24 protein-coding genes are annotated in these 25736 nt (G+C 48.3%); 7 read left to right on the top strand and 17 right to left on the bottom strand.

Translation table 11 applies throughout. The annotated features are described in order from the left end of the window. Window positions 1–181: 181 nt before the first annotated feature. From GEV47_RS16105 to GEV47_RS16130, 6 genes are all read right to left on the bottom strand, one after another. Window positions 182–3163: a ribonucleoside-diphosphate reductase subunit alpha gene (locus tag GEV47_RS16105; RefSeq protein ID WP_322741673.1), complete on the bottom strand. Its 2982-nt coding sequence runs from the start codon at window positions 3161–3163 to the stop codon at window positions 182–184. Between the two features lie 453 nt (window positions 3164–3616). Further along, window positions 3617–4237, bottom strand: a complete 621-nt coding sequence (ampD, locus tag GEV47_RS16110; RefSeq protein ID WP_153235803.1) for a 1,6-anhydro-N-acetylmuramyl-L-alanine amidase AmpD — start codon at window positions 4235–4237, stop codon at window positions 3617–3619. Window positions 4238–4266: 29 nt separating this feature from the next. Further along, entirely contained in the window at window positions 4267–5886 is a 1620-nt protein-coding gene (locus tag GEV47_RS16115) for a sigma-54-dependent transcriptional regulator (protein ID WP_153235804.1), read from the bottom strand. A 77-nt stretch (window positions 5887–5963) separates the two neighbouring features. Further along, window positions 5964–7820 carry a sensor histidine kinase gene (locus GEV47_RS16120; protein WP_153235805.1) on the bottom strand — a complete coding sequence of 619 codons (1857 nt, stop codon included), beginning with the start codon at window positions 7818–7820 and terminating at the stop codon, window positions 5964–5966. A 99-nt stretch (window positions 7821–7919) separates the two neighbouring features. Next, window positions 7920–8252, bottom strand: a complete 333-nt coding sequence (locus GEV47_RS16125; protein ID WP_153235806.1) for a PP0621 family protein — start codon at window positions 8250–8252, stop codon at window positions 7920–7922. After that, a complete protein-coding gene (locus GEV47_RS16130; protein WP_153235807.1) occupies window positions 8249–9076 on the bottom strand; it encodes a cytochrome C assembly family protein in 828 nt (275 codons plus the stop codon). Before GEV47_RS16130 ends, GEV47_RS16125 begins: the two co-directional genes overlap by 4 nt. A 317-nt stretch (window positions 9077–9393) precedes the next feature. Here GEV47_RS16130 and ffh point away from each other — a divergent pair, with 317 nt between their 5' ends. Together ffh and GEV47_RS16140 are read left to right on the top strand one after the other, a co-directional pair. Next, window positions 9394–10758 (top strand): signal recognition particle protein, encoded by a 1365-nt coding sequence (gene ffh, locus GEV47_RS16135; RefSeq protein WP_153235808.1) that lies wholly within the window; start codon window positions 9394–9396, stop codon window positions 10756–10758. 350 nt (window positions 10759–11108) lie between these two features. After that, the gene (locus GEV47_RS16140) at window positions 11109–11483 is read left to right on the top strand and encodes an SWIB/MDM2 domain-containing protein (RefSeq protein ID WP_153235931.1); all 375 of its coding nucleotides are present in this window, start codon (window positions 11109–11111) and stop codon (window positions 11481–11483) included. A 211-nt stretch (window positions 11484–11694) separates the two neighbouring features. On the opposite strand, the gene GEV47_RS16145 is transcribed toward GEV47_RS16140, so the two are convergent. Next, window positions 11695–12243, bottom strand: coding sequence for a lytic transglycosylase domain-containing protein (locus GEV47_RS16145; protein WP_153235932.1), 549 nt, complete (start codon window positions 12241–12243; stop codon window positions 11695–11697). Between the two features lie 221 nt (window positions 12244–12464). Further along, complete coding sequence (locus tag GEV47_RS16150; RefSeq protein ID WP_153235809.1) at window positions 12465–14207, bottom strand: proline--tRNA ligase; 1743 nt, start codon at window positions 14205–14207, stop codon at window positions 12465–12467. Between the two features lie 228 nt (window positions 14208–14435). On the opposite strand from GEV47_RS16150, the gene GEV47_RS16155 reads away from it, so the two are divergent. Beyond that, window positions 14436–15050, top strand: a complete 615-nt coding sequence (locus GEV47_RS16155) for an RNA pyrophosphohydrolase (RefSeq protein ID WP_228124758.1) — start codon at window positions 14436–14438, stop codon at window positions 15048–15050. Between the two features lie 3 nt (window positions 15051–15053). Further along, a complete protein-coding gene (locus GEV47_RS16160) occupies window positions 15054–15605 on the top strand; it encodes a CNP1-like family protein (RefSeq protein ID WP_153235810.1) in 552 nt (183 codons plus the stop codon). Window positions 15606–15753: 148 nt separating this feature from the next. Here GEV47_RS16160 and GEV47_RS16165 read toward each other — a convergent pair whose 3' ends face one another. Beyond that, on the bottom strand, window positions 15754–16983 hold the full coding sequence (locus tag GEV47_RS16165; RefSeq protein ID WP_153235811.1) for an ammonium transporter: 1230 nt from the start codon (window positions 16981–16983) through the stop codon (window positions 15754–15756). Between GEV47_RS16165 and GEV47_RS16170 the strand changes: the two genes are divergently transcribed. Beyond that, entirely contained in the window at window positions 16952–17254 is a 303-nt protein-coding gene (locus GEV47_RS16170) for a hypothetical protein (protein ID WP_153235812.1), read from the top strand. The genes GEV47_RS16165 and GEV47_RS16170 overlap by 32 nt on opposite strands. Before the next feature lie 117 nt (window positions 17255–17371). Here the strand turns inward: GEV47_RS16170 and proB are convergent, their stop codons facing one another. From proB to rplU, 4 genes are all read right to left on the bottom strand, one after another. Then, on the bottom strand, window positions 17372–18490 hold the full coding sequence (proB, locus tag GEV47_RS16175) for a glutamate 5-kinase (RefSeq protein ID WP_153235813.1): 1119 nt from the start codon (window positions 18488–18490) through the stop codon (window positions 17372–17374). A gap of 172 nt (window positions 18491–18662) precedes the next feature. After that, complete coding sequence (obgE, locus tag GEV47_RS16180; protein ID WP_153235814.1) at window positions 18663–19772, bottom strand: GTPase ObgE; 1110 nt, start codon at window positions 19770–19772, stop codon at window positions 18663–18665. A 289-nt stretch (window positions 19773–20061) separates the two neighbouring features. Next, complete coding sequence (gene rpmA / locus GEV47_RS16185; RefSeq protein WP_153235815.1) at window positions 20062–20319, bottom strand: 50S ribosomal protein L27; 258 nt, start codon at window positions 20317–20319, stop codon at window positions 20062–20064. A 31-nt stretch (window positions 20320–20350) separates the two neighbouring features. Next, entirely contained in the window at window positions 20351–20662 is a 312-nt protein-coding gene (rplU, locus tag GEV47_RS16190; protein ID WP_153235816.1) for a 50S ribosomal protein L21, read from the bottom strand. 299 nt (window positions 20663–20961) lie between these two features. On the opposite strand from rplU, the gene grxD reads away from it, so the two are divergent. Both grxD and GEV47_RS16200 read left to right on the top strand, forming a co-directional pair. Beyond that, complete coding sequence (gene grxD, locus GEV47_RS16195; RefSeq protein ID WP_153235817.1) at window positions 20962–21279, top strand: Grx4 family monothiol glutaredoxin; 318 nt, start codon at window positions 20962–20964, stop codon at window positions 21277–21279. Continuing rightward, window positions 21279–21875 carry a UbiX family flavin prenyltransferase gene (locus GEV47_RS16200; protein ID WP_153235818.1) on the top strand — a complete coding sequence of 199 codons (597 nt, stop codon included), beginning with the start codon at window positions 21279–21281 and terminating at the stop codon, window positions 21873–21875. Before grxD ends, GEV47_RS16200 begins: the two co-directional genes overlap by 1 nt. Before the next feature lie 61 nt (window positions 21876–21936). On the opposite strand, the gene GEV47_RS16205 is transcribed toward GEV47_RS16200, so the two are convergent. The 4 genes from GEV47_RS16205 to GEV47_RS16220 form a co-directional block, all read right to left on the bottom strand. Then, on the bottom strand, window positions 21937–23760 hold the full coding sequence (locus tag GEV47_RS16205; protein ID WP_228124767.1) for a M61 family metallopeptidase: 1824 nt from the start codon (window positions 23758–23760) through the stop codon (window positions 21937–21939). A 61-nt stretch (window positions 23761–23821) separates the two neighbouring features. After that, window positions 23822–24292 (bottom strand): DUF3429 domain-containing protein, encoded by a 471-nt coding sequence (locus GEV47_RS16210; protein WP_153235820.1) that lies wholly within the window; start codon window positions 24290–24292, stop codon window positions 23822–23824. Between the two features lie 107 nt (window positions 24293–24399). Next, the gene (locus GEV47_RS16215; RefSeq protein ID WP_322741674.1) at window positions 24400–24990 is read right to left on the bottom strand and encodes a nucleotidyltransferase family protein; all 591 of its coding nucleotides are present in this window, start codon (window positions 24988–24990) and stop codon (window positions 24400–24402) included. Window positions 24991–25003: 13 nt separating this feature from the next. Further along, a complete protein-coding gene (locus tag GEV47_RS16220) occupies window positions 25004–25726 on the bottom strand; it encodes a DsbC family protein (protein ID WP_153235821.1) in 723 nt (240 codons plus the stop codon). Between the last annotated feature and the right edge of the window lie 10 nt (window positions 25727–25736).

Consider the following 25736-nt stretch of genomic DNA (forward strand, 5'->3'; position numbering starts at 1 on the left):
TCACTTTATCTTTTGATTAACGCGTTATTTAATAGTTCAAACGCGCTAACGAATTCTTGACTGCACCCCTCTTCCGCTTGCGTAAGAAGGGCTGGGAGAAGGCATGCTACTCAACTATCTTGAGTACATTCCCTCTCCCTCGATCTCTCCCCCGCAAACAGACGAAAGGAGCAAAACATTATTACTGGCAAGCCTCACACTCTTCAAAACCAGGATCTCCTGGACGCATAGTGCAAGCTGGGCCGTCCAACACAATCTCCGCGCTCGATGCTGCAACTGCCGCTTGTGCGCCATAAGTCGCCATCGCACCGCCACTAGCGCCGCCATCAACCGACACCGCATTCAACGCACCGGTTTTGGTCGTCGATTTTTCGGTATGCGTAGCGCCGATGGTGCGCAGATAGTAAGTCGTTTTCAAACCACGCAACCACGCCAGCTTGTAAGTCTCGTCCAGCTTCTTACCTGATGCGCCTGCCATATAGATATTCAGCGATTGCGCTTGATCTATCCATTTTTGACGACGCGATGCTGCTTCTACCAACCAGGATGGCTCAACTTCAAAAGCAGTCGCGTAGATGGAACGCAAATCTTGCGGGATGCGATCGATCTTGGCTAAGCTACCGTCAAAGTACTTGAGATCGGAGATCATTACTTCATCCCACAAGCCACGTGCTTTCAAGTCACGTACCAAATATTCATTGATTTCCGTGAATTCGCCAGACAGATTCGACTTCACGTACAGATTTTGATAAGTCGGCTCGATACAAGCTGAAACACCAATGATGTTAGAAATGGTTGCCGTCGGTGCAATCGCCACACAATTGGAGTTACGCATACCGAATTGCTGAATACGGGCACGTAGTTCAGTCCAATCCAGCGATGCCGACAGATCTGTCTCCAGATAGCCGCCGCGCTCTTCTTGCAGTAATTTGAGAGAATCTTGCGGCAAAATACCGCGATCCCACAACGAACCTTGATAAGAACTGTAACGACCACGTTCCTCTGCCAAGTCGGTCGAAGCCCAATAAGCGTTGTAGCAAACCAGTTCCATCGACTTATCGGCAAATTCCACCGCTTCTTGCGAAGCGTAAGGAATGCGCATCATGTGCAAGCAATCCTGGAAACCCATGATGCCCAGACCAACCGGACGATGACGCAAATTGGAGTCACGTGCTTTCTTGACAGCGTAGTAATTAATATCGATCACGTTATCGAGCATACGCATCGCTGTCTTAATAGTTTTTTGCAGCTTAACCGGATCCAGCTGACCGTCTTTCATATGCGCTGGCAAGTTGACCGAACCCAGATTACAGACGGCGATTTCGCTTTCGTTGGTGTTCAAAGTGATCTCTGTACACAAGTTCGAGCTATGCACCATACCAATATGCTGCTGTGGTGAACGAATGTTGCATGGATCTTTGAACGTAATCCAAGGATGGCCAGTTTCAAATAGCATCGACAACATCTTGCGCCACAAATCGAGCGCCTGCAGCTTTTTAAAGACGCGCAATTCGCCACGAGCCGCTTTGGCTTCATAGCCTACATAAGCCTCTTCAAAAGCCTTACCTACTTTGTCATGCAAATCTGGCGTATCGCTTGGTGAGAATAAAGTCCAATCGCCCTTTTCCATCACGCGCTTCATGAACAGATCGGGAATCCAGTTTGCGGTATTCATATCATGCGTACGGCGACGATCATCGCCGGTGTTTTTACGCAGCTCGAGGAATTCCTCGATATCCATATGCCAAGTTTCCAGATAAGCGCACACCGCGCCTTTGCGCTTACCACCTTGATTGACCGCCACAGCCGTGTCGTTAACTACTTTCAAGAACGGCACCACGCCTTGTGACTTGCCGTTAGTGCCTTTGATATGCGCACCCAACGCCCGTACCGGCGTCCAGTCATTACCCAGACCACCAGCGTATTTCGCCAGCAAAGCATTTTCTTTGATAGCGTCGTAAATACCTTCCAGATCATCCGACACCGTGGTCAGATAACAGGATGACAATTGCGAACGCACCGTGCCGGAGTTAAACAGCGTTGGTGTCGAGCTCATGAAATCAAAACTGGACAACAAGTTATAAAACTCGATAGCGCGCGCTTCACGATCAATCTCGTTCAATGCCAGGCCCATCGCTACCCGCATGTAAAACGCTTGCGGCATTTCAATTCGTGTACCGTGGATATGTAAGAAATAACGATCATACAAAGTTTGTAAGCCAATATAAGCAAATTGCAGATCACGCTCCGGTTTCAGCGCCTCAGCCAGCTTCTTCAAATCGAATTGACCAAGTTTGGCGTCCAACAGGTCGGCCTCAATACCCTTTTTGATATATTTCGGGAAATAAGCTATATATTCTGCAGGTGCATCCGCTTGTGCGACCTCTTTAGCGAACACTTCTTTACGGATGGTATGCATCAGCAAGCGTGCGGTGACGGTACTGTAAGCAGGGTCTTTTTCCATCAAAGCGCGCGCTGCCAGAATCGCTGATTTATGCAATTCTTCCACTGGCACACCGTCGTACAGATTTTTGACGGTTTCAGCCAAAATAGCCTCGGCATCGACGTGTTTTTCCAAACCGATACACGCCGCATCAATCAGATCGCGCACTTGCTGCATATCGAGCGCACGACGCTGACCGTCTTCCGTGACAAATAAGGTTGCATGCGCGGCTGTACCAGCCTCTGCGCCAGCATTAGCTTGCTGCTGTGAGCGTTCTCCCATCCGTTTAGCGCGATACAAAACGTAGGCACGCGCCACGTCATGTTCGCCAGAGCGCATCAAGGATAGTTCGACTTGATCCTGAATATCTTCAATATGGAAAGTACCACCGGTCGGTTGACGACGTACTAATGCTTTGACCACGTTGGAGGTGAGTTGCTCGACCAGTTCACGTACGCGTGCCGATGCCGCGCCTTGACCGCCGTTGACGGCCAAAAATGCTTTAGTCACAGCGATCGAGATTTTCGATGGCTCAAACCCGACCACTGCGCCATTGCGGCGGATGATGCGGTAATCTCCGAAACCAACTGTGCCAACTGGGGCGTTAACATTGCTAGCGGCACTGGCAGCTGCACTTGTACTAGCCTGCGATGAAGCAGCGCTTGATGCCTCTCCGTGTTCGGCTGAAGATTTAACGGAGATGTCTTGAGTAGATTGCACTTGGCCTCCCGAGCTGATATGACAGACATAAAATGCCTGTCGTGAATGATAAGTTACTGATTAAATTAAAAACAAATACAAATACAAATACGAATACAAAAGTCACTGAAAAATCAGAACTAATATAGCAAGTCAAATGTGAGGGTCCGCTTCAGGCCCATCCAACATGAATACCAAAAAGATAGAAAACCACCTTACGGGTGTATGCAGACAGTGATGCAGAAAATACGTACCAATAAAACCTGAAACAGCAAAAATGAAGAATAGAACTTAATAACTACAAGCTTCAGCGCCACCATAATTAGTTGCGAATTACACCACAAAACACTATATATAGTTATTTCATCGGCGTTTTTACTAATTGTAGTGCCTAGATGCAGTAGATGCAATGCTTAAAACAGCGCATGCGTAAGAATCTTTTTTACTAATCAAAGTCAAAAAGCATTGACATAGCTAAGCCGACGGTGGGAACGCCAATGGCCGGTTAGTGGCCACTTGCAGGTCAGGCTGATAAGCCCGTTTAAATTTCGTCCAGTCAAAATGCGGTCCCGGATCGAACTTTCGGCCAGGTGCGATATGCTCATGACCGAGTACCGCATTCAACGTTTGGGGATAACGTGCTTTCAACGCATGACTGAGGGCAACCAATGCCGCATATTGATCCTCTTCGAACGGCACCTCTCCGGTTCCTTCCATCTCTATCCCGACCGAAAACTCATTACATTTTTCGCGCCCATCAAATGTAGAGTTGCCTGCATGCCAAGCTCTATCCTCGGTCGACACAAATTGAATGATGCTGCCATTTCGACGTATCAAAAAATGCGAAGATACTTTTAAATCTTCTAAATCTGTAAAGCTCGGATGCGCCTTAATATCGATCGCATTCATGAACAATTTAATAATATGCGTCCCGGAAAAATCACCACTGGGCAAACTTATATAGTGAATCACCAACAAATCAACGCTATTTCCATTTCGGCCCCGATCGCAATTGGGTGATTGCAGGCGACTAATTTGGCCGGCGGCTTCTGTCAGCCAACCTTCTTGGTTAATCTCGACATTGGGTAATGACATGGGCAACCTTTTAAAATGCAAATATTCGCCTACTCATGGATCGCTAATCTCTGCATTCGATAACGTAACTGTCTGAAACTGATTCCCAGCAATTCAGCTGCCTTGGTACGATTAAATTGTGTTCGCCCTAACGCCAGACGAATAATATTACGCTCGATATCATCTAAATGCGTAGGCAATGATGGTGGCAGTACATCAGTCTCCGCGAACAAACCTGTCTCGCCCTCACTCACCAGATTTTCTGCTACCGCCATGATCGTCGCAGCCATTGCAGTCGAATCTGTCATCCCAGCCAGTGGATTTTCTGAAATCATTGTCGACGATGAGAATGGCGAAGATGTCAGTTGTCCGCTCGATACTGATGCGGTTGAAACGGGACTGGAGATAGAATCAACCGCCATGCCGGGCATCAACATTCCCGACGCTTTCAATGCCAGATCAGGCACTTGAATCACGCCATCATTGGCAAAGGCCAAAGCACGCTCGAGAATATTCTCCAGTTCGCGCACATTTCCAGGGAAAGTATACGCTTGCAGCGCTTGTAATGCTGCCGGTGCCAACACCGTCTGAGGTAAGTCAGAAGCCGTCATGGCCGGCGCAAGACGCGCCAAAATAGTCTCGGCCAACAAACCAATGTCAGCGATGCGTTCGCGCAATGGCGGCAAACGTAATTCGATCACATTGAGGCGATAAAACAAATCCTGGCGAAATTTTCCCGTTTCGACTCGCTCGGCTAAATTCTGGTGGGTTGCGCTGACCAGACGGACATCAACAGCTTCCTCAGTAGTAGCACCTACTTTACGTACGCGTCGCTCCTGAATCGCGCGTAATAATTTGACCTGCATGGCCAACGGCAGATCGGCCACTTCATCCAACAGCAAAGTTCCGCCATTTGCAGCTTGAAAAAATCCATCTCTTTCTTCGGTCGCTCCGGTAAATGCGCCTTTGCGATAGCCAAAAAACTCAGCTTCCATCAACTGCTCGGGAATCGCACCACAATTGACAGCAATGAAAGGTTTATCAGCACGCGGGCTAAGCGCGTGCAAATCACGCGCCGCCAACTCCTTACCGCTACCAGATTCACCGCTAATAGCGACAGGAGCCATGCTACGCGCCAGTCGGGCAATTTGTACGCGTAAATCTTGCATCACTGGCGACATACCGATCAGGCGTAATGAAGAAATCGACGCTGCCGAAGTGTTTTTTGCATTCGCCCCAACAGGCGAGTTGAGACTAAGCGCCTTATGTGCGTCGAACGACGGTACGGCTACCACTTCCGGCTTGCCAATCCGCAGAGCCGATTGCACCATTAAACGCAATTGATCCAGTGCGACCGGCTTCGATAAGTAATCAAAAGCACCTGCTTTAAGCGCCACGACGGCATTATCGGCACTACCAAATGCGGTGATCACCGCAATTGGCGTATTTTTACCGCTACCGGCCACTTCCCGCACCAGTTCGATACCGAGCCCATCCGGCAGACGCATATCGGTAAGCACCAAATCATAATCACGCTGGGCTAACAATGCACGCGCAGAACTTAATGTTTCGGCGCTATCCACATCCAAACCCATTTTGATCAGTGCTATTTCCAGCAGTTCGCGTAAATCAGCTTCATCATCAACAACCAGAATGCGGGGCGAGGTCATGGTAACAATCTTTTCTATTATTATAGTTACTTACTTCTCACGCTTGCAGACGTGAAAAGTGGCAAATTTACAGACATTTAGAGCGGGGCATTTGCAGCAAATGTGATCACAAAACGACCACTAAAAGGCTCGCTGTTTTGCTCCAATTGCTCTTTTATTTTTATTTCTTGTGCTTTGGATTCTACTGTCTTTGCTACTTTTGCTTCCATCACTTCCTGGCGATATTCATAATCGAGCATCGCACCGTTATTCAAGCACAATTCGCGCGCCAAAAATAGCCCTAAACCGGTCCCTTTATTAGAAGTAGTGTAAAAAGGCTCAAATAAATGCGCGCGCACTTCCGGTGTGATCGGCTCGCCGTCATCCTGGACGTGCAATTCTAAATGATGGGCGGCGTTGGAGATCACTTGCAACCGAATACTACCAGCGCGCCCACTCGCATAACGTATCGCATTGGACAATAAATTGACTATCACCTCGCGCAAATGCATGGAATCAAACCACACACGATACTGATCGCTCGCAGCCATCTTCACTTGCACCATCTCAGCTTCCAGCGTATGCATCTTCTGAAACTCGTCCACAATATCAATCACCAGTGGCGATAACAATATTGGTGCAGTTTGGCGCTGCGCTTTGCGTGACAGTTTAAGGATATCTTCGATCATACGATCCAAGCGTGCCACATTGTCATTGATTATCTTCAGCATGCGTATTTGAGATGCAGTGCTGGCACTGACAGCTTGCTCACCAATTTTCTCGTTGAATCCCTCACCAAGCAGTGAAGCCGCATAAGAAATCGCTGCCAATGGATTGCGCACTTCATGCGCGACACTAGCCGTCAAACGTCCCATCGCCGCCAACTTAAGCTGCTGCGCCTGATTCTCAATTTCACTGACATCTTGAAAAAAAATCACCGCCCTGTACTCATCCAGCTCACGGGTATTCACTGACACAAAACGCACTTTTAAATGCACGCTCATTGCGCCATTCCATTCTGCGCTGGCACTTTCTGCGCTACGCTCATCACCATGCCTTAACGTGACAAAAATAGGTGCGTCAGCCGTGCTTCTAAATCCACTGCTGCTCCAGGCAGAAAAAATTTCTGCAATCGGCATCAACGTTGGAAAATCGGCTAATTTTTGGGGGAACTGTTGTGACAAATTACGGGATACGGCCTGGTGTGAATTTTCATCTGGAATTGTCAATCCCAACAAGCGCTCAGCAACCGGATTTGCCATCAAAATACTGCCATCACGCCCTACAACCAACAAGCCATCCCCCATGTCGGCAATCGCCATCCGGTTAATCGCCAGTTGCACGCGCAAAGCCTTACTATGCTGCTTAGCCAGCGCTTCTTGTTTCATCGATTTATTGGCCAGACGATTAATCACAAACACGGCAAAAAAGAAGGCGGCACCGGATAGTCCCGCTTGCACAGTGGAAGCCGCCGCCTCATCTTGCAAAACTTGATAAACACTTTGGCCCAATAAGACCAACGTCGTCACCGCCACAAAAAACAAGGCCCACGACAGTGGTGCCAGAATCGCTCCGCCCGCCAATGGCAATAAATAAAGCATGCCAAAACCGACTTTGGCACCGCCGGTTCCAAGATACAAGATGGAAATCGCGATGATATCAATCACAATTTGTACCACAATCTGCAACTGATAATGGCGGCGATAATACGTAGTCAATAATATGAATATCACTGCCAGTACCAGATAAGCGCTGCAGGTCAGCTGATAACTTAAAAACCCCTCGGACCAGCTGTCCTTCGGATCATGCATATTCAGGTACACCAGCAACGCCAACGCCAACGCCACCACGATCCGCGTGGCGTTAAAAATTTGCAAGGTGCGCCAGAAAGTATCGGGCTTATCACCATCAGACAAAATCGTAGCGGCAGGCAATGTTTGCAGGCCTGTTGGCATAGTGCTTTTCCAGAATAGTAGATTTATGTAGATAGCCCCCTCATCCATAGCGAATGAGGGGGCTGATTACGTAAGTTTCGGACCAATTAGTGCGAGATATCAAGGTGCGCGAGTACGCTCCGCCACCTGTAAACGTCGATGTTCTTCGCTGCAAAAAATCGCTCCCGAATGATCAGTGACGGCTTCCGATGCTGGGAAATGCAGTCCGCAATGGGCGCACGCGACCATCGTTTCGACTTGCGGCGACGCTCCGCCGACGGACGCTTGGCCTGTTGCACCGCTGCTGTTAGCTGCCGCTGCAGCCTCAGCATTGCGGCGATATTGCTCGGCTGCTTGCGTAGCTTGCCTGGCTCTCTCAACCAAATTTTTCTTCAAGCGCTGAAACCACACCAATACGGCCAACACAATAATCAGTAAAATAACAAATTTCATGCAATCACCCGATGTAATATAACTTCCAGCACAAAACGACTGCCGACATAAGCCAGTAGCAAAACAGCAAATCCAATCAACGTAAAGCTCAGCGCGGTGCGACCACGCCAGCCTTGCCATTTACGTCCGGCTAGCAACAAACCAAACAAAGCCCATGAAAGCATGGTGAAAATGGTTTTGTGATCCCATTTAAATGCTTTACCAAATAACTCTTCCGAAAACACCACGCCGGATAATACCGTCAAAGTTAGCAAAAAAAAGCCAAAAGCGATCAAGCGGAATAATAATTTTTCCATCGTCAATAACGCCGGCAAACGATTCAAGGTCGCCGCAAGCCAACTTGCCTTTGCCCCTTGATTATGTTGCCGGGAATACGATTTTCCGTGCAAGTGCGACTCCTGCAGCACCATCAACACCGCGTGAAACGCCGCAATCGTCAGCGTGCTATAAGCCAAAATGGAAATGACGATATGCCAGAGAAACACCGGCGACTTGCCGTCCAGAGGCACCATATTACCGGGGAAAAGCAATGGCAGAATCACCGTCACGGCAGCTATCGGCAACACCAACACCCGCAAACCGTCGAGCGTGTAATTGCGATTTTCTAACCAATATGCGGCTACAGATACCCACAAGGTCGCTGACAACATCATCGAAAACCCGACCCGCAACTCTCCAGGCCCGATGACATCGGCCCACAAGCTGCCGCCATGCAGCAACCATGCGATAGCAACAACGACGGCAATGGTCTTGCGATTATTCGCTGGTAAAAAAACACAGCCTAGATATAACAACGCAGCCAGAATGAAGAAATAAGTTTGCATCGGCTAAGTTTACAACATGTGCGCGCTTCCGCTGTAAAAAAAGTAGGTGCACGGCAAGCCATACACAATGCCTCGCCATCAGGGTGGTCCATCGCCGAAATCACGAAATCCGCCCTCCTCGCGGAAACGGCGATCCAAGTTAGGAACGCAACATGGCTTCCCGTGTTTGCGGGAACGACGAATTGCGTTTAATTAACGTATTCGGCGGCCCGGAGAGCATCGCTGCTCTGTCATTGCGCGGTATCGGGTAAAATAGAGGGTTCTGCTGTTACGCATTTTGCACTTATTTAGCATCTACCCTGAAGATAAGATTACCTATGCTCGACAATCTCACCCAACGCCTCGCTAAAGTCGTTAAAACCATGCGCGGCGAAGCGCGTTTGACTGAAGCCAATACCGCTGAAATGCTGCGCGAAGTGCGCTTGGCACTGTTAGAAGCCGACGTCGCTCTGCCCGCTGTGCGTGAATTTATCGCCAACGTCAAACAAAAAGCCCTGGGCGAAGAGGTGATTGCTTCGTTGACACCTGGTCAAGCTTTGGTCGGCGTAGTTCAGCGCGAATTAGCCTCATTAATGGGCGCCGATCTTGGGCCGGAGGCATCGCAGTTAAGTTTTGCTCAGCAACCGCCCGCGATTATTTTGATGGCTGGCTTGCAAGGTGCAGGTAAAACCACCACAGTCGGAAAATTAGCAAAATATCTACGCGAACAAAAAAAGAAAAAGGTACTCACTGTTTCTGCGGACGTCTATCGCCCGGCTGCGATTGCGCAATTGAAGAGCGTTACCGAGCAAGTCGGCGCTGATTTTTTCCCAAGTTTGGCTACTGATAAGCCAGTTGATATCGCTTTAGCCGCACTCGATTATGCCAAACGCCACTTCCACGATGTACTGATTATCGACACCGCGGGCCGTCTTGGTATCGACGAAGCGATGATGCAGGAAATCAGCGCCGTACATGCTGCCGTCAAACCGATTGAAACCTTGTTTGTCGTCGATGCCATGCTGGGGCAGGATGCGATTAACACCGCCAAAGCCTTTAGTGATGCACTGCCATTAACAGGTATTGTGCTGACTAAACTGGACGGCGATGCCCGCGGCGGTGCGGCTTTGTCTGTTCGCCACATCACAGGCAAACCCATTAAGTTTGCCGGTGTTGCCGAAAAACTCGATGGTCTGGAAGCGTTTGATGCCACCCGCATGGCCAGCCGCATCCTTGGTATGGGCGATATTCTGGCATTGGTGGAAGAAGCAAAAAAAGGCGTTGACGTTGCTGCCGCCAAAAATCTGGCAGATAAAATCAAAGTTGGCGGAAAATTTGATTTAAACGACTTTAAAGCGCAACTTGGTCAAATGAAAAAAATGGGCGGTATGTCGGGCCTGATGGACAAGTTGCCGGCACAATTTCAACAAGCTGCTGGCGGTGCCAACATGGATCAAGCGGAAAAATCAGTACGTCGAATGGAAGGCATGATCAATTCCATGACAGCGCAAGAGCGGGCAAAACCAGAGTTGATCAAAGCCTCGCGCAAACGCCGCATCGCTACTGGTGCCGGAGTGCAGGTGCAAGAAGTGAATCGCATGTTGTCGCAATTTGATCAAATGCAAAGCATGATGAAAAAACTCAAAGGCGGCGGCATGATGAAGATGATGCGCAGTATGAAAGGCATGATGCCGGGGATGTAAACGATTTATGCAATTTCAGCATTGAGTGCGATTTGCCGCACTCAATGCCACTCAATGCATTAAACACTTGATTTAGTTGGCTTTTTATCAGTACCCGCATTACATCTCCCTCCTCTGCTGCAAATCCCAATATGGCTAATTTATTAATGAAATTGCCGCCCACATCCCCTCTCTAGCGCAGCATATTTTTGTTAGCGCGATGCTCTATGGGTGTCTTCCGTAAGAAATCCGCTAAAAACACACAAAAAACACTTGCGCCTCTGGGAAAACCCCACCACTATGAGCGGTGCGTAATTGACGCATCTCTTCACACCTTTATTCATCATATTTTTCGTTCAGGAGGCTCAAAGATGGCCACAGCAGCAAAAAAACCAGCGGCAAAGAAAGCAGCCGCACCAGCAAAGACTCCAACTAAATCTGCACCAAAAGCAGCACCTAAAAAAATAACTGCAACTGGCGTTGTAGCACGTAAGCCAAACGCAGCATTCATGAAAGAAATGAAGCCATCAGCTACTCTGGCTGCTGTAGTTGGCGCTGCACCATTGCCACGCACTGAAGTGACTAAAAAAGTGTGGGAATACATCAAAAAGCATGATCTGCAAAATCCAGCAAACAAACGTAACATCCTTGCGGATGAAAAGCTGAAAGCTGTGTTCGACGGCAAAAAAGAAGTAACCATGTTCGAAATGACTAAACTCATTTCTGCACATCTGAGCAACGTTTAATCTAGCAACTTAGCTAGCAATTGCACGATAAATTGCAAGATTAGATAGGCCTAGCTTGGCCTAAAGGCCAAACAAAAACGCCCGCATCGCGCGGGCGTTTTTGTAGGTGCGATTATCGACAGGACTTACCCAAACCTGATCCGGCAACGCGTGCCGTACGCAGACAGTACAACTACAACGCCGCTAGGGCGATTTTGCGTAAATTCTAAGACTAGCGCGAAGAAGAAGTGCGTATCACTCCCCCATCAGTAAACTCCCACCGCTTCCATGCGGCCAACACCGCATTCGGATATTCAGGGCGCCCGCGACTGCCGTTATAACGGCCGAGCGCAAGATACAAATTACCTTTTTCCATATCCACATACATGCGCAAAATCGAGCAGCCATAGCGCAAATTGGTTTGCATGTTAAAAAGTTTGCTGCGATCGGCATCGCCAATCACGTGCGTCCAAAAAGGCATCACTTGCATATAACCCTGGGCGCTGACATTGGACATCGCGTATTTGCGAAAAGCTGACTCGACTTGAATCAAGCCCAGCACCATTGCCGGATCCAGACCAGCGCGCTTTGCTTCATACCAGGTGGTTTCAAGGAATTCAATGCGCATTTGCGAATTCGGCAATTTCTTTTTCAAACGTTCCGACATCTCGCCCAACCAATTAAGATAGGCAATGCGCTGATCCATATCTGCAAATTGTGGCTTGGGTGGGCTGTCGTCATTAATTGCGCGTGACAGCGCCAAACGCACCGAATCGGCCATTGCTTCTTCTTTTTGATTACCAGCCTGAGCAAGACTGGTGACAAAAAGGAAAGTAAGAACTATAAAGACAGAAGGACGGCGAAACAGCAATGCAAACTCCCCGGGAACAAATAAGATTTTTTTTATTTTAGTTTCCGAAGAGTATCAAAAAATGCGCAGTATTTGCGCATTCTTTTTTGCCTTTTAAGGTTTTCGGATAGAAAGCAACGAAACTGGACTGGCTACTGGGCAGCCAGGCGCGCTTTCACAAAACTCGCTATCTCAGCCAAAGGTACTGACGTTGCCTCAGTATCCCGACGACCTTGATACTCCAACTGCCCGTCCTTCAGTCCGCGATCACCAATCACCACACGATGCGGCACGCCGATCAATTCCCAGTCAGCAAACATCGCACCTGGACGTTCACCTCTGTCATCCAGAATCACATCCACGCCAGCCGCCTGCAGCTCCGCATAAAGCTTGTCAGTCTCTGATTTGACTGCTTCGCTACGGTCATAGCCCATCGGGCACAGTACAACTTCAAACGGTGCAATGGCGCTTGGCCAGATGATGCCTTTATCGTCGAAATTCTGCTCAATCGCAGCGCCCAAGATACGGGTGATGCCGATGCCATAACAGCCCATTTGCAAAGGCTGCGGCTTACCATTTTCATCCAGGAAAGTGGCATTCATTGCTTCTGAATAGGCAGTACCAAGCTGGAATACATGGCCAACCTCAATTCCGCGCTGAATCGCCAGCACGCCTTTACCATCCGGCGATGGATCGCCTTCAACCACATTTCGCAGATCAACCACCGTCGGCTCTGGCAAATCACGTCCCCAATTAACACCAGTTAAGTGATAATCCGCTTCGTTCGCGCCAGTGACGAAATCATGCATATTGGCGACAGTACGGTCTGCCACAACATTGATAGGCTTTTTAGTATTGATTGGTCCCAGATAACCTGGAAGCGTGCCAAAGTATTCGACAATCTCTTCTTCAGTCGAGAAACGATATCCGGCTAAACCTGGAATCTTGCTGACTTTGACTTCGTTCAACACGTGATCGCCGCGCAGCATCAATAACCAGACTTGCTTGGACGCTGCTTCTTTTTCTGTCGCAGCTTTTTCTACCGTCAAGACTATCGATTTGATCGTCGTTGATAGCGGAATATTCAGCAATTCAGCCACGGCTTCACATTTAGCTTTGCCTGGCGTCGCCGTTTTGGTCATGGTTTGCGTCGGCGCAGCGCGGGTCGCATCCAATGGCAGTGCTTCGGCCGCTTCCATATTGGCAGCGTAATCAGAGTCTGGGCAATACACGATGGCATCTTCGCCGGTCGAAGCGATCACATGGAATTCATGCGAACCGCTACCGCCGATAGCGCCGTTGTCAGCAGCTACGGCACGAAATTGCAAACCAAAGCGGGCAAAAATACGCACATAAGCGTCATACATTATTTGGTAAGATTTTTTCAAACCATCCACATCTCGGTCGAACGAGTATGCATCTTTCATCGTAAATTCGCGACCGCGCATCAGACCAAAACGTGGCCGGCGCTCATCGCGGAATTTGGTTTGGATGTGATAAAAATTGACGGGCAATTTACGATATGAACGCAATTCCGATCTGGCGATGTCAGTGATCACTTCTTCGGAAGTTGGCTGAATCGCATAGTCGCGTCCATGACGATCTTTGACGCGCATGAGCTCATCGCCCATTTTGTCCCAACGACCAGTTTCTTGCCACAGTTCTGCAGGTTGTACGACTGGCATCAATAATTCAACCGCGCCAGAGCGATTCATTTCTTCTCTGACAATATTTTCGACTTTGCGAATAATTTTCAAACCCATCGGCATGTAAGAATAAATACCAGAACCAAGGCGTTTGATCATCCCTGCACGCATCATCAATTTGTGACTGGCGATTTCGGCATCGGATGGTGCTTCTTTAAGTGTTGAAACAAAAAAACGGGAGGCGCGCATAACTGTGAATTCTTTTTAAAAAGAGAGGGTTATAATCAACTCAATTTTAAAGGATTAGCTGGCTGATGCACCCCCTCTTTGACCATTTGATTGATGTTTGCGTGAGAAATATGCTTGATTTGGACGATTTGTAGGCGATTTGTTAAAAACTTCGCCCACAAGCAGGTAATCAATCAGTGATCAGATGGCATGAGTACTGCTTAGCCGCAGAAAGTTTTGAGGTAAAACATGCTGGACCGTGAAGGCTTTAGGCCTAACGTCGGCATCATCTTGCTCAACACCCAGAATGAAGTCTGGTGGGGCAAGCGTGTGCGCGAACATTCATGGCAATTCCCGCAGGGTGGGATTAAATACGGTGAAACGCCGGAGCAGGCAATGTATCGCGAGCTTGAGGAAGAAATCGGCTTGACTGCGGAGCACGTCAAAATTATTGGTCGCACCCGCGACTGGTTGCGCTATGAAGTGCCAGATCATTTCATCAAACGCGATATTCGTGGCCATTATCGCGGTCAAAAGCAAATCTGGTTTTTGTTGCGCATGACTGGCCGTGATTGCGATGTCAATCTGCGTCTGACTGCGCATCCGGAATTTGATGCCTGGCGTTGGCACGACTATTGGGTACCTTTAGACGTAGTAATCGAATTCAAACGCGATGTGTATCAACGGGCTTTGCAAGAACTGTCACGCTTTTTGGCGCGACCTGCTGCTGCACGTTCAATTCCGCCAGCACAGCATCACGCGAGTGAGCCGCAAAATCTCCCGGGAAAAACTTTAGACATTGCTGCCGGAACGGATGTTCCGCTGGATTCAAGCAACCATATTTCATGCAATAAGAAGGAGTAACTTTTGTCTCTTAGCACGCCCTCTCTTAAATTGATCAAAGTCATTTGCGGTAGTTTGTTATTACTTTGCTCCGCCGCGCATGCTACCGATCCACCTGATTTTCCGGACGATGATGATGCCGACAGCAAAGTCTGGAAAGAACTGACTACACAATTTCCTGTCGCGCCCAAGCCAGAAAATTTAGTCGAATTTGATGCTGGCCCGACTTTTAAAATGAAGCCATACATCGATCCGACATCAATTGTCGTTGGCAGCGATGGCGTAATTCGCTACACCATCAACGTCAAGAGCCCAGGCGGTGTGAACAACATCAAATATCAAGGTATTCGCTGCGAAACCTTTGAAATGAAGACCTATGCAATTGGTCAAGATGATGGAAGCTGGAAACACTCCCGCGACCAATGGAAGCGAATTACGAATGAAATTCAATATTTGCCGCAAAACACCTTGGCCAAAGATTATTTCTGTCAAAACAATAGCATCGTCGGCAAAGCAGCAGACATGGCCCAACGGATACGCAATCATCAGCCGTTCAAACTAGAAAGCGTTTATTGATGACACATTGGGTATAACGAGCGGGTGCGTGAACGCAATCACCTTCTCACTCGCTTCAACATCTCATCAAACAAAAATGCCACAGAGAGAAATCTCTGTGGCATTTTATTTTCAATAGAGCCCCGTTGAACGGGGTTTCATTTACACCTTAAACATACGCCGCCTCATAGGCGTCTTCGCCATGGAACTGCTCGTCCATACGATCTTCGTGATCTGGATTGACACGCACTGGCGTAAACAGATTGATCAGCCACAACATACCGTAGGTAAAAACAAACGCCCAGATACCGGAGATGATGACCGCCAGACATTGATTAAAAAAGAAGGTCGTATTACCTAACAACAGTCCATCAGCGCCACCAGCGTTCCATGCTTTCGATGCAAACACGCCGAGGAAAATAGTACCGATCAAACCACCGACACCATGCACACCCCAGACGTCCAATGCATCATCCCAACCCAGGCGGTTTTTAAGCGCCACTGCGTAAAAGCAAATCAGTCCGGCAAGAATACCAATCAGCGCAGCATCGCCCAGAGAGACGTAGCCAGCCGCTGGCGTAATAGTGGCGAGACCTGCCACACCACCAGTCAACAGGCCGACAAATTTAGGCTTCTTATGATAGAACCACTCAATAAATAGCCAGGTAACCGCACCAAAAGACGCAGCAATGTCGGTATTAAGAAAAGCTGACGCGGTCACCGCATCGACACGGAATTCTGAACCGGCATTGAAGCCGTACCAACCGAACCAGAGCAGCCCCGATCCCAGTGCAATCAATGGCACATTGTGTGGTTTAAGTTCGACTTTTTGGCGACGGCCAACGTACAGCACTGAAGCCAAAGCGGCAAAACCAGCCGTATTGTGCACCACGATACCGCCGGCATAATCCAGTACGCCCATTTTCGCAAACAAGCCGTCTGGGCTCCACACCATGTGGACAAACGGGAAGTAAACAAAAATCAACCAACCGGTCAAAAACAGGAAGTATGATTTAAAGGTCACGCGGTTAGCGAATGCGCCAGTGATCAACGCTGGCGTAATGATGGCAAACATCATCTGGTAGGCAACATGCACGATCTGCGGAATCCCGGCGTCGTTCCCGGTATACATGCTGCTCAAAGTAATCCCACGTAAAAATGCGTAGTAAGTAGGATCTCCAATAATGCCATGCCAACTAGGGCCGAAGCACATCGAATAACCGAAAGCAAACCACAGTACCGTAGTCCACCCTAATGAAATAAAGCTCTGCATCATGATGGCTAGCACATTCTTGCGCCCCACCAATCCGCCATAAAAGAATGCCAACCCGGGGGTCATCAGCATCACCAGGCTCGAGCAGAGCAGCATGAAAGCTGTATTGCCAATATTAATAGTCATGAATGTCTCAGTATGTAGTTTTGGAGAAAAAGCGACCGCCATCTTTACGAAGGCTGCAAGGAATGCGCACGCCGACGCGATGTTTCCACTAGGAAATGGCTGTGTCAATTTAGCTGCAGCAATACTCGGTATGGGGCTAGAGATAATATGGCTAAAAAATCAGCACTTAAATGAAGTGATTGTGAAGCCGATTTCGGAGTTACTTGAAGATACGAGCTCAGGTCATTTCCCGGCCGTTGGACGTAATAAGAGATTTACCAGACAGGTATAAGACAAAAAAATCACACGCTAAAAAAATCGAAAAAAAAATGCAGTGAGGCGTGATTTTCGCCCACTGCATTCTTGTTTCCCGTATTTCAGTCACATGCGAATCTTGTGAAGCTAAATATCACAACAAAACCATATTGTCGCGATGAATCAATTCTGATTTTTCTAGAAAACCCAGAATAGCTTGAATCTCACTCGATGGATGACGCATGATCAAACGCGTTTCTGCGCTGGTGTAATTGCTGATGCCGCGAGCGATAGCATGACCATCACTATCGACACAAGTGACGACATCACCGCGACCAAACTCGCCGGACACGGCAGTTACACCGATCGGCAACAGTGACTTGCCTTCTTGCCGCAATTTTTGCACAGCGCCCGCATCCAGTACCACCTTGCCTGCCGTTTTCAAGTGATCTGCCATCCATTGCTTACGCGCGGTCAACTGCCCTGTTTGCGCGGTAAGTTGCGTACCAATCGCTTCACCATCAGCCAGACGCAACAACACATTTTCTTCACGCCCCCAGGCAATCACCGTGTGCGCGCCTGAAGTTGCTGCGCGTTTGGCTGCGAGAATTTTGGTGTACATACCGCCACGACCTATACCAGTCCCAGCGTCACCCGCCATCACTTCCAAAGTCGGATCACCCGCTTGTGCCTGATGCACAAATTTTGCATCAGGGTCTTTGCGCGGATCAGCGGTAAATAAACCTTTTTGATCCGTCAAAATAATCAACGCCTGTGCATCAATCAAATTGGCAACCAATGCACCCAAGGTATCGTTGTCACCGAATTTGATTTCATCGGTGACCACGGTGTCGTTTTCATTGATGATAGGGATCACACCAAAACGCAATAACGTGAACAGAGTAGAACGCGCATTCAGATAGCGCTCCCTATCGGCCAAATCCGCATGCGTAAGTAATACCTGCGCAGTATGCACGTCATGCTGACGAAAACTGGTTTCGTAAATTTGTGCCAGACCCATCTGCCCTACTGCAGCGCAGGCTTGCAGTTCATCGATGCTGGTCGGGCGCTTGTCAAAACCAAGACGTTGCATTCCTTCGGCGACTGCGCCTGAACTGACCAGCACGACCTCTTTACCCATAGCCCGCAATGCGGCGATCTGTGTCGCCCATTTGCTGATGGCGTCATTATCCAAGCCTTTGCCATCGTTGGTCACCAGCGATGAGCCAACTTTAATAATGATACGTTTTGCTTTTTGAATGACGGATTGCATATTTTAATTTCAATGGATGGCACATTAAAAAACCGATGTAGTCAGAGTGGTTAATTTACTCTGACTACATCGGTCGATGCGTCTTTTTACGACTTTTTTAAACGTATAAACACGCTACACAAATATTTTAATCGATAACGCCTCAATCAATAACGCATTAATCAATATCGCATTAATCAATAATCTTAAAACGTGGGTCATCCGGATCAATCGACAAGATACCTTGTGCTTCCTCTGTCATCTGTGTTTCTTCAGCGCGATGTTCTTGTTGACGTTTTGATTCTATATATTTGTAAATCTCATTCACGAGTTCTGGGCAGCCAACGTGATTGAGCGCCGATATTTCAAATACCGGGCCTTTCCAGCCAAAGCCTTTTACAAAAGCTTTGACGCGCTTCGCACGCTCATCTTCAGGAATGACGTCGATCTTATTCAACACCAACCACCGCGGTTTATCGAATAACGATTGATCGTATTTTTGTAATTCTTTGACAATAGCCTTCGCTTCCTTGACCGGATCGGCGCTGTCTTCAAACGGTGCCAAATCAACGATATGTAACAACAAACCGGTACGCTGGAGATGCTTAAGAAACTGCACGCCCAAACCAACACCGTCCGCCGCGCCTTCGATCAAACCCGGGATATCGGCGATGACGAAGCTTTTTTCATGACTAACACGCACCACACCCAGATTAGGATGCAAAGTGGTAAACGGATAATCCGCAATTTTCGGTCTGGCGTTAGAAACTGCCGTGATAAAGGTCGATTTGCCGGCATTGGGCATACCCAACAAGCCAACATCTGCCAACACTTTTAGCTCTAGACGCAATTCGCGACGTTCGCCTTCTTTACCGTCAGATTTTTGACGTGGAGCGCGATTGGTTGACGTTTTAAAGTGAATATTGCCCCAGCCGCCTTCGCCGCCTTTAGCCAACAACACTTCTTGACCATGTTCGGTTAAATCGGCAATCGATTCACCAGTGTTGATATCAACAATCAGCGTGCCAACCGGCATGCGCAATTTGATATCGTCAGCACCTTTGCCATAACAATCCGAACCGCGACCGTTTTCACCGCGGCCAGCGCGATGCATTTTTGAAAAGCGAAAGTCGACCAAGGTGTTGATATTGCGATCAGCGACAGCCCAAATGCTACCGCCTTTACCGCCATCACCACCGTCAGGGCCACCAAATGGGCGGAATTTTTCACGCAAAAAACTCGCAACCCCATTACCACCGTCACCGGCAATGACTTCGATTTTTGCTTCATCTATAAACTTCATTCGAAGATCCTTTGAGGTTGGAGATTAGATTCTGTACTGCATATTTTTGGGTACTCTACCGAATTTGGCGATTTTCTGCATCATCTCGGTATTTCAGACGCCTTGAGAAACCGTAGCCTCAGCTAACGCTGAACATGCGCACTTATCGTTTCAAAAAGCGCAACCGTACGAAAGTACGATGAGCATCACAGAAGTGATAGTGCGTTGCGTCGTAACTTTATCAAGGCGTCCAGCAGAAACTAAAAAGGCTCTACCTATGGCAGAGCCTTTTTATCAGCGAAAGTAAAACTTAAGCCGCTACAACTGTAACGTAGCTACGGTTTAACGCGCCTTTTGTAACGAATTGCACTTTACCGTCGATCAACGCGAACAAAGTGTGATCTTTGCCCATGCCGACGTTAACGCCTGGATGTGTCTTAGTACCACGTTGGCGAATGATGATGCCGCCAGCATTGATAACTTGACCGCCGTAAACTTTAACGCCGAGTCGTTTTGACTCTGAGTCACGGCCGTTGCGCGTGGTGCCGCCGCCTTTTTTGTGTGCCATTTTATTAGCTCCTGGTTAAGTCGAAACGGAATTAACCGTTGATCGAAACGATTTGAATTTCGGTGTAATTTTGACGATGGCCTTGATGCTTCTGATAATGCTTACGACGACGCATTTTGAAGATCTTGACTTTATCGTGGCGACCTTGCGCCAATACCTTAACCGACACCGTAGCACCTTCGACCAATGGTGCACCAAATTTAATGGTGTCACCAGCGCCCACTGCGAGCACTTGATCAATTGTGAGTTCGGTGCCAATGTCTGCAGGTATCTGTTCTATTTTAAGTTTTTCGCCGGCTACAACTTTATATTGTTTGCCACCGGTTTTTATGACCGCGTACATATGAAACCTCATCGAAATGATTGAATAAATTTTTCTTGCCAAATCAACACTTGAATTAACAGCTTATATCTAGCCAAGTTAATAAAAACTTAAGCGGAAATCTGGGGAACCTGTGATTGTACATGAACTTCGCCTGATCGTCAAAAGCGCTATAATGGCGATATTCCAAATCAGGACTTATGCAGGTGTCCCGGCAACGAGTTTGCAACCCGTCGTACGCAGGCCGTACGGCAAGTAGGCATAACGCTGCTGGGGCAGTTTTCGTAAGTCCACTAAATCATTAAGGCAAAGGTAAAGCTATGAGTGACGTACAAACGTGGATCAAAGAGACAGTGACAAATAATTCTGTTGTTTTATTCATGAAAGGCACTGCCCAATTCCCACAATGTGGCTTTTCTAGCAAGGCAATTCAGTTGCTAAAAGCCAATGGTGCGCAAAATATTGCCACCATTAATGTGCTGGACGACCCGGAAGTACGCCAAGGGATTAAAGATTACTCCAACTGGCCGACCATTCCACAACTGTATGTCAACGGTGAATTTATCGGCGGCTCCGACATCATGGATGAGATGGATAAATCGGGCGAATTAAAAGCTGTTTTGACGCCACAATCTTAATGTCTCTATTAAGTCATCACCCTCGTCGCTTAATCATCGCGATCACTGGCGCGACGGGTGTTGCTTATGGTGTGCGCTTATTACAGATTTTGCGTGACTTGCCGGAGATTGAATCGCACTTGATGATTTCCGATGCTGGCGTACTGAATTTGCATCAAGAACTGGATATGCGGCGCAAAGATGTGGAAGCGCTAGCCGATGTTGTGCATAACGTACGCGATGTTGGCGCATCTATTGCGAGCGGATCGTTTCAATCGGACGGCATGATAGTTGCGCCGTGTTCAATGAAAACATTGGCATCGGTGGCGAACGGCTTATCCGATAATTTGATTGCGCGTGCTGCTGATGTGGTTCTCAAAGAACGTCGTCGATTGGTGCTTATGGTGCGCGAAACGCCGTTCAATCTGGCGCATTTGCGCAACATGACTAGTGTGACCGAAATGGGCGGGATTATTTTCCCACCGCTGCCCGGCTTTTATCATCGCCCGCAAAGCATAGAAGAAATGATAGATCACACCATCGGTCGCGTACTTGATCTGTATGCGGTCCCACATACGCTGACGCCACGCTGGTCTGGCCTAAAGTCAGAAACCTAACCTGCAACCATAATCATCATCCTCACTTTCGCGAGGACGATGAAATTCTTAACGGCGCAGATCAGCGATTACCACGACCATCCAACCATGCTGTACGTTGTGAAACTGCAGCAGCAGGTTTTGCCTCTGCTTCCAGCTTCAATTGTGGCGTTGTATCAGCCAACAATTTCACGCTAAAAGTCAGCAACTCATCACGGCGGAAGGCATGAATGGTGACGCTATCACCCACACGATAGCGCTTCAAAATAACGTCCAGATTATTGGTCACGCGAATGCCGTCGAGTGCCGCCAAGACATCGCCTGCCGATAGTCCGGCACGATGCGCAGCACCGCCTTCATACACGTTGGTTACTTTACAGTCGCCACCAGCCATACTGGTGCGCGCGCCTAGACTTGGCTTGGCTTCTTTGCGTTGATCTGCCAGCGTAACGCCCAACGGCGTTAGCAGACGTGCTAGTGGCAAGTCTTCTGTGCCACGCACATATCGATCAAAGAAGCGCTTCAATTTAAGTCCTGTGACACTGTCAAACAGTGCCTCGACCGCTGCTTCGCTGATACCGCGACCACTGACTGCAGTGCCTGCATAAAAATCACGGCCATATTCGCGCCATAAAGCACGCATCACGTCATCCAGCGATTTTTTATTTTTGGTTTCCGACCGTATCGTCAAGTCGAGCGCCAATGCGATCAGCGAACCTTTGGTGTAATAGCTGATGATGGAATTCGGTGCATTTTCATCTTGACGATAATACTTAGTCCAAGCGTCAAAACTCGATTCTGCGACGCTTTGTTTGCGGCGGCCGCTACCCAGCAATACGCCATTAACAACTTGCGTCACCAATGCCAAATAATCATCCTGGCTGATCAAGCCACTACGGAACAACATCAAATCATCGTAATAGCTGGTGAAGCCTTCAAACAACCACAGCAACGGTGTGTAATTTTCGACCTGCAAATCGTACGGTGCGAAGTTCGCTGGCTTAATCCGCTTAACATTCCAGGTATGGAAATATTCATGACTACAAAGACCGAGGAATTTGCGATAGCCATCAGTGATTTCTTTCTGCCCTTTTACCGGCAAATCAGCGCGGGCGCAAATCAATGCAGTTGAGGCACGATGCTCCAGGCCACCATAACCATCACCGACGGCCAGTGTCATAAATAAATAACCTTGCATCGGCGCTTGCTTGGCAAACTTACTGCCTGCTGGCTCAAAAAATGCAATCTGCGTTTCACAAATTTTCTTCAGATCTTCGCATAGTCGCGGCAAATCCAGATTCGGCACATTGCCAGTGATGGCGACTTCATGCGGTACGCCATGCGCCTTAAAGCTGGCTAACTGGAAGGTGCCGATCTCAACCGGATGATCAATCAACTCGTCATAGTTGCTGGCGACGTAAGTACCAAAACCGGCGCGCTTTGCCTTCAATGTTGGCAATGCCGTAGCAATACGCCATGCATCATAGGCCTCGCCTTGCGGACGCTGAATATCAACAACATGCGGCACATTTTCTTGTCCTACTACGCGCAAAAAGACACTGGTGCCATTAAAGAACGCATGCGTCTGATCCAAATGGGCGGCACGCACCGACAGATCCCATGCATACACTTGATAATGCAATGTCAAAGGGCCGTCGCATGGTGCGGCTTGCCAGGAATGCTTGTCGAGTTTTTTTAATGCAATCGCATGACCATTGCACACTGCCCGGATTTGCACGATATTCCGCGCAAATTCTCGAATCATGTAACTGCCGGGTATCCAGGCCGGCAAGGCGACGATTTGTCCTACTGCGGCTGGCGCGTCTATCACCAGGGTGACCGCAAATAAATGCGCAGCTGGATCAGCTGCAATGATGCTGTAGTGATGGCTTTCTTCTTTAGGCATGCTCATGGGTGCAATGCGAGTAGATGGGATGCGTTTGGCAAGCGCTTTTTTAGATATAGATTTAGGCATTGAAATTTCCTCTCACAACAGCAGCAATCATGGACAAGACCATTGCACCAACAGAAATGCAGGTTAAACGGTAGCGCAATTCGGTAAACCATGTAGGTAAGCCGTACCAGACAAACAAGCGCTTATCGACTTGGTACGCGGCGACAAAACCAAGCATCAACAATGGGAATCCATAAGCAAAAAACAATGTTGAACACCAGGCAATAACGGTAGGCATCACACCCCAGATCAGCGCCTTTCTCGTGCGCTCAGCAGACAAGTCAGAGCGCAAGACCATCGCGCCCCAATGAATCCCACCCAAAAACGACAAGGCGGCTACACCATACGCCATCTCGCCATGAATAAACTCGCTGACCCAATCAGGGCTGCCCAGCCAACAGGCCATCGTCAATAAAACGAAGGGAATCAGACCGACATAGCCCAAAATACGGATGAGACGTTGATTCAAAAAATGTGGATTCATGAGTATGGATGGCGGCGTAAAAGGCGATAGTGTAACCAGATCGTCACAAACTGCTAGCGTTGTGGTGAATTGTCGTGATGTGGATTACTCAAAAAACAAGCTAAAGGCTAGGACTGTGGTAAATCAGAGACGGTATCGATATCCAGCAAGATGCCAATATCATTTACCCTCACTTCCACTACAGGAAATTCACGCAACAAACTGCGCGCACCTTGATCCCCTTGAAGTTGTAATAACCGCGCCAGATGGTGGCGACTGAACCCGACTGGATTGCCGCGCCGCCCGTTGTAAGTTGGCACCGCAATGTCTGCTCCCTGTTGCAAGGCTGTGATCAATGATTGTACGGTAGTCTCTTTGACAAAAGGCATGTCAGCCAATGCAATCACCCAGCCTGCAGCAGTGGCAGCATGTTGTAATCCGCACACCAACGACGCTGCCATGCCTTGATCCGCAGCGATGCATTGCACTATCTCGCAAGCTACACATTCGGAGATAAATTCTGGCACCACTTCCCGGGCAACCACACACACTGGCAATGCTGACGACAAAATTGCCGCAGATTTCGCGAGGACGCTTACGCCATCCGGCAAAATCTGCAGCAATTTATTTTGGGTGCCACTCGCATCAAAACGTCGACCACGCCCTGCCGACAATAAAATGCCGACGATTTGATGCGAACGATTAATTTGTGGAGTCACACTAAGCACTTTTTTACTTGATGGTGGCCAGTTTTTCTTCGAGTGTATTTACATCGACATAGCCAGGAATACGTGAACCGTCAGCGAAGATGATCGTAGGTGTTCCGGTGACATTCAGCTTTTTGCCTAGCGCATAAACTTTGTCATTAGGCGAGACACAACTAGCAGCCGAAGATGGAGGCAGTTTACCGTTCGCCATCCAGTCATTCCAGGCTTTGTTTTTGTCTGCACTACACCAGATATCTTTGGACTTGGTCGCTGAGTCAGGTGCCAGAATGTTGTACATGAAAACGTAAACAGTAATGTTATCCATGTCTTCGACGGTCTTACGGAATTTTTTGCAATAGCCGCAATTTGGGTCTTCAAACACAGCAATCACACGCTTGCCATTGCCTTTAACTGTCTTCATTGCCAAATCCAGCGGCAAATCTGTAAATTTCACTTTATTCACTTCATCGAGACGCTCTCTGGTGAAATCGCGCGCGCTTTTCGAATCCAGAATACGTCCGACAAATATGTATTTCGCCTTCTCATCGGTGTACACAATATCGTTGCCGATACGCACTTCGTACAAACCGGAATAAGGCGTCTTAGTCACCTGATCCACTTTAGCACCGTCACCCAAGCGCGGCTCTATCAGCTTTTTTACGGCAGTTTCTTGTGGCGTCTCCGCCATCACAGCGGTGGAGAACAATCCCAGCACCGCCGCTAGTAATACGACTTTTAATTTTGACATTCCTATTCCC

Source organism: Glaciimonas soli (genome assembly GCF_009497155.1).
GTDB classification, from domain to species: Bacteria; Pseudomonadota; Gammaproteobacteria; order Burkholderiales; family Burkholderiaceae_D; genus Glaciimonas; species Glaciimonas soli.

What these genes read in the sequence shown, in the direction of transcription:
- ffh (WP_153235808.1), top strand. Translation starts at nt 9,394, where the DNA reads ATGCTCGACAATCTCACCCAACGCCTCGCTAAAGTCGTTAAAACCATG.
- GEV47_RS16220 (WP_153235821.1), bottom strand. Translation starts at nt 25,726, where the DNA reads ATGTCAAAATTAAAAGTCGTATTACTAGCGGCGGTGCTGGGATTGTTC.
- GEV47_RS16120 (WP_153235805.1), bottom strand. Translation starts at nt 7,820, where the DNA reads ATGCCAACAGGCCTGCAAACATTGCCTGCCGCTACGATTTTGTCTGAT.
- GEV47_RS16200 (WP_153235818.1), top strand. Translation starts at nt 21,279, where the DNA reads ATGTCTCTATTAAGTCATCACCCTCGTCGCTTAATCATCGCGATCACT.
- GEV47_RS16140 (WP_153235931.1), top strand. Translation starts at nt 11,109, where the DNA reads ATGGCCACAGCAGCAAAAAAACCAGCGGCAAAGAAAGCAGCCGCACCA.
- rplU (WP_153235816.1), bottom strand. Translation starts at nt 20,662, where the DNA reads ATGTACGCGGTCATAAAAACCGGTGGCAAACAATATAAAGTTGTAGCC.
- obgE (WP_153235814.1), bottom strand. Translation starts at nt 19,772, where the DNA reads ATGAAGTTTATAGATGAAGCAAAAATCGAAGTCATTGCCGGTGACGGT.
- GEV47_RS16155 (WP_228124758.1), top strand. Translation starts at nt 14,436, where the DNA reads ATGCTGGACCGTGAAGGCTTTAGGCCTAACGTCGGCATCATCTTGCTC.
- GEV47_RS16210 (WP_153235820.1), bottom strand. Translation starts at nt 24,292, where the DNA reads ATGAATCCACATTTTTTGAATCAACGTCTCATCCGTATTTTGGGCTAT.
- proB (WP_153235813.1), bottom strand. Translation starts at nt 18,490, where the DNA reads ATGCAATCCGTCATTCAAAAAGCAAAACGTATCATTATTAAAGTTGGC.
- GEV47_RS16130 (WP_153235807.1), bottom strand. Translation starts at nt 9,076, where the DNA reads ATGCAAACTTATTTCTTCATTCTGGCTGCGTTGTTATATCTAGGCTGT.
- GEV47_RS16150 (WP_153235809.1), bottom strand. Translation starts at nt 14,207, where the DNA reads ATGCGCGCCTCCCGTTTTTTTGTTTCAACACTTAAAGAAGCACCATCC.
- GEV47_RS16145 (WP_153235932.1), bottom strand. Translation starts at nt 12,243, where the DNA reads ATGGCCGATTCGGTGCGTTTGGCGCTGTCACGCGCAATTAATGACGAC.
- GEV47_RS16205 (WP_228124767.1), bottom strand. Translation starts at nt 23,760, where the DNA reads ATGCCTAAAGAAGAAAGCCATCACTACAGCATCATTGCAGCTGATCCA.
- rpmA (WP_153235815.1), bottom strand. Translation starts at nt 20,319, where the DNA reads ATGGCACACAAAAAAGGCGGCGGCACCACGCGCAACGGCCGTGACTCA.
- GEV47_RS16115 (WP_153235804.1), bottom strand. Translation starts at nt 5,886, where the DNA reads ATGACCTCGCCCCGCATTCTGGTTGTTGATGATGAAGCTGATTTACGC.
- grxD (WP_153235817.1), top strand. Translation starts at nt 20,962, where the DNA reads ATGAGTGACGTACAAACGTGGATCAAAGAGACAGTGACAAATAATTCT.
- GEV47_RS16170 (WP_153235812.1), top strand. Translation starts at nt 16,952, where the DNA reads ATGAAAGCTGTATTGCCAATATTAATAGTCATGAATGTCTCAGTATGT.
- ampD (WP_153235803.1), bottom strand. Translation starts at nt 4,237, where the DNA reads ATGTCATTACCCAATGTCGAGATTAACCAAGAAGGTTGGCTGACAGAA.
- GEV47_RS16165 (WP_153235811.1), bottom strand. Translation starts at nt 16,983, where the DNA reads ATGACTATTAATATTGGCAATACAGCTTTCATGCTGCTCTGCTCGAGC.
- GEV47_RS16125 (WP_153235806.1), bottom strand. Translation starts at nt 8,252, where the DNA reads ATGAAATTTGTTATTTTACTGATTATTGTGTTGGCCGTATTGGTGTGG.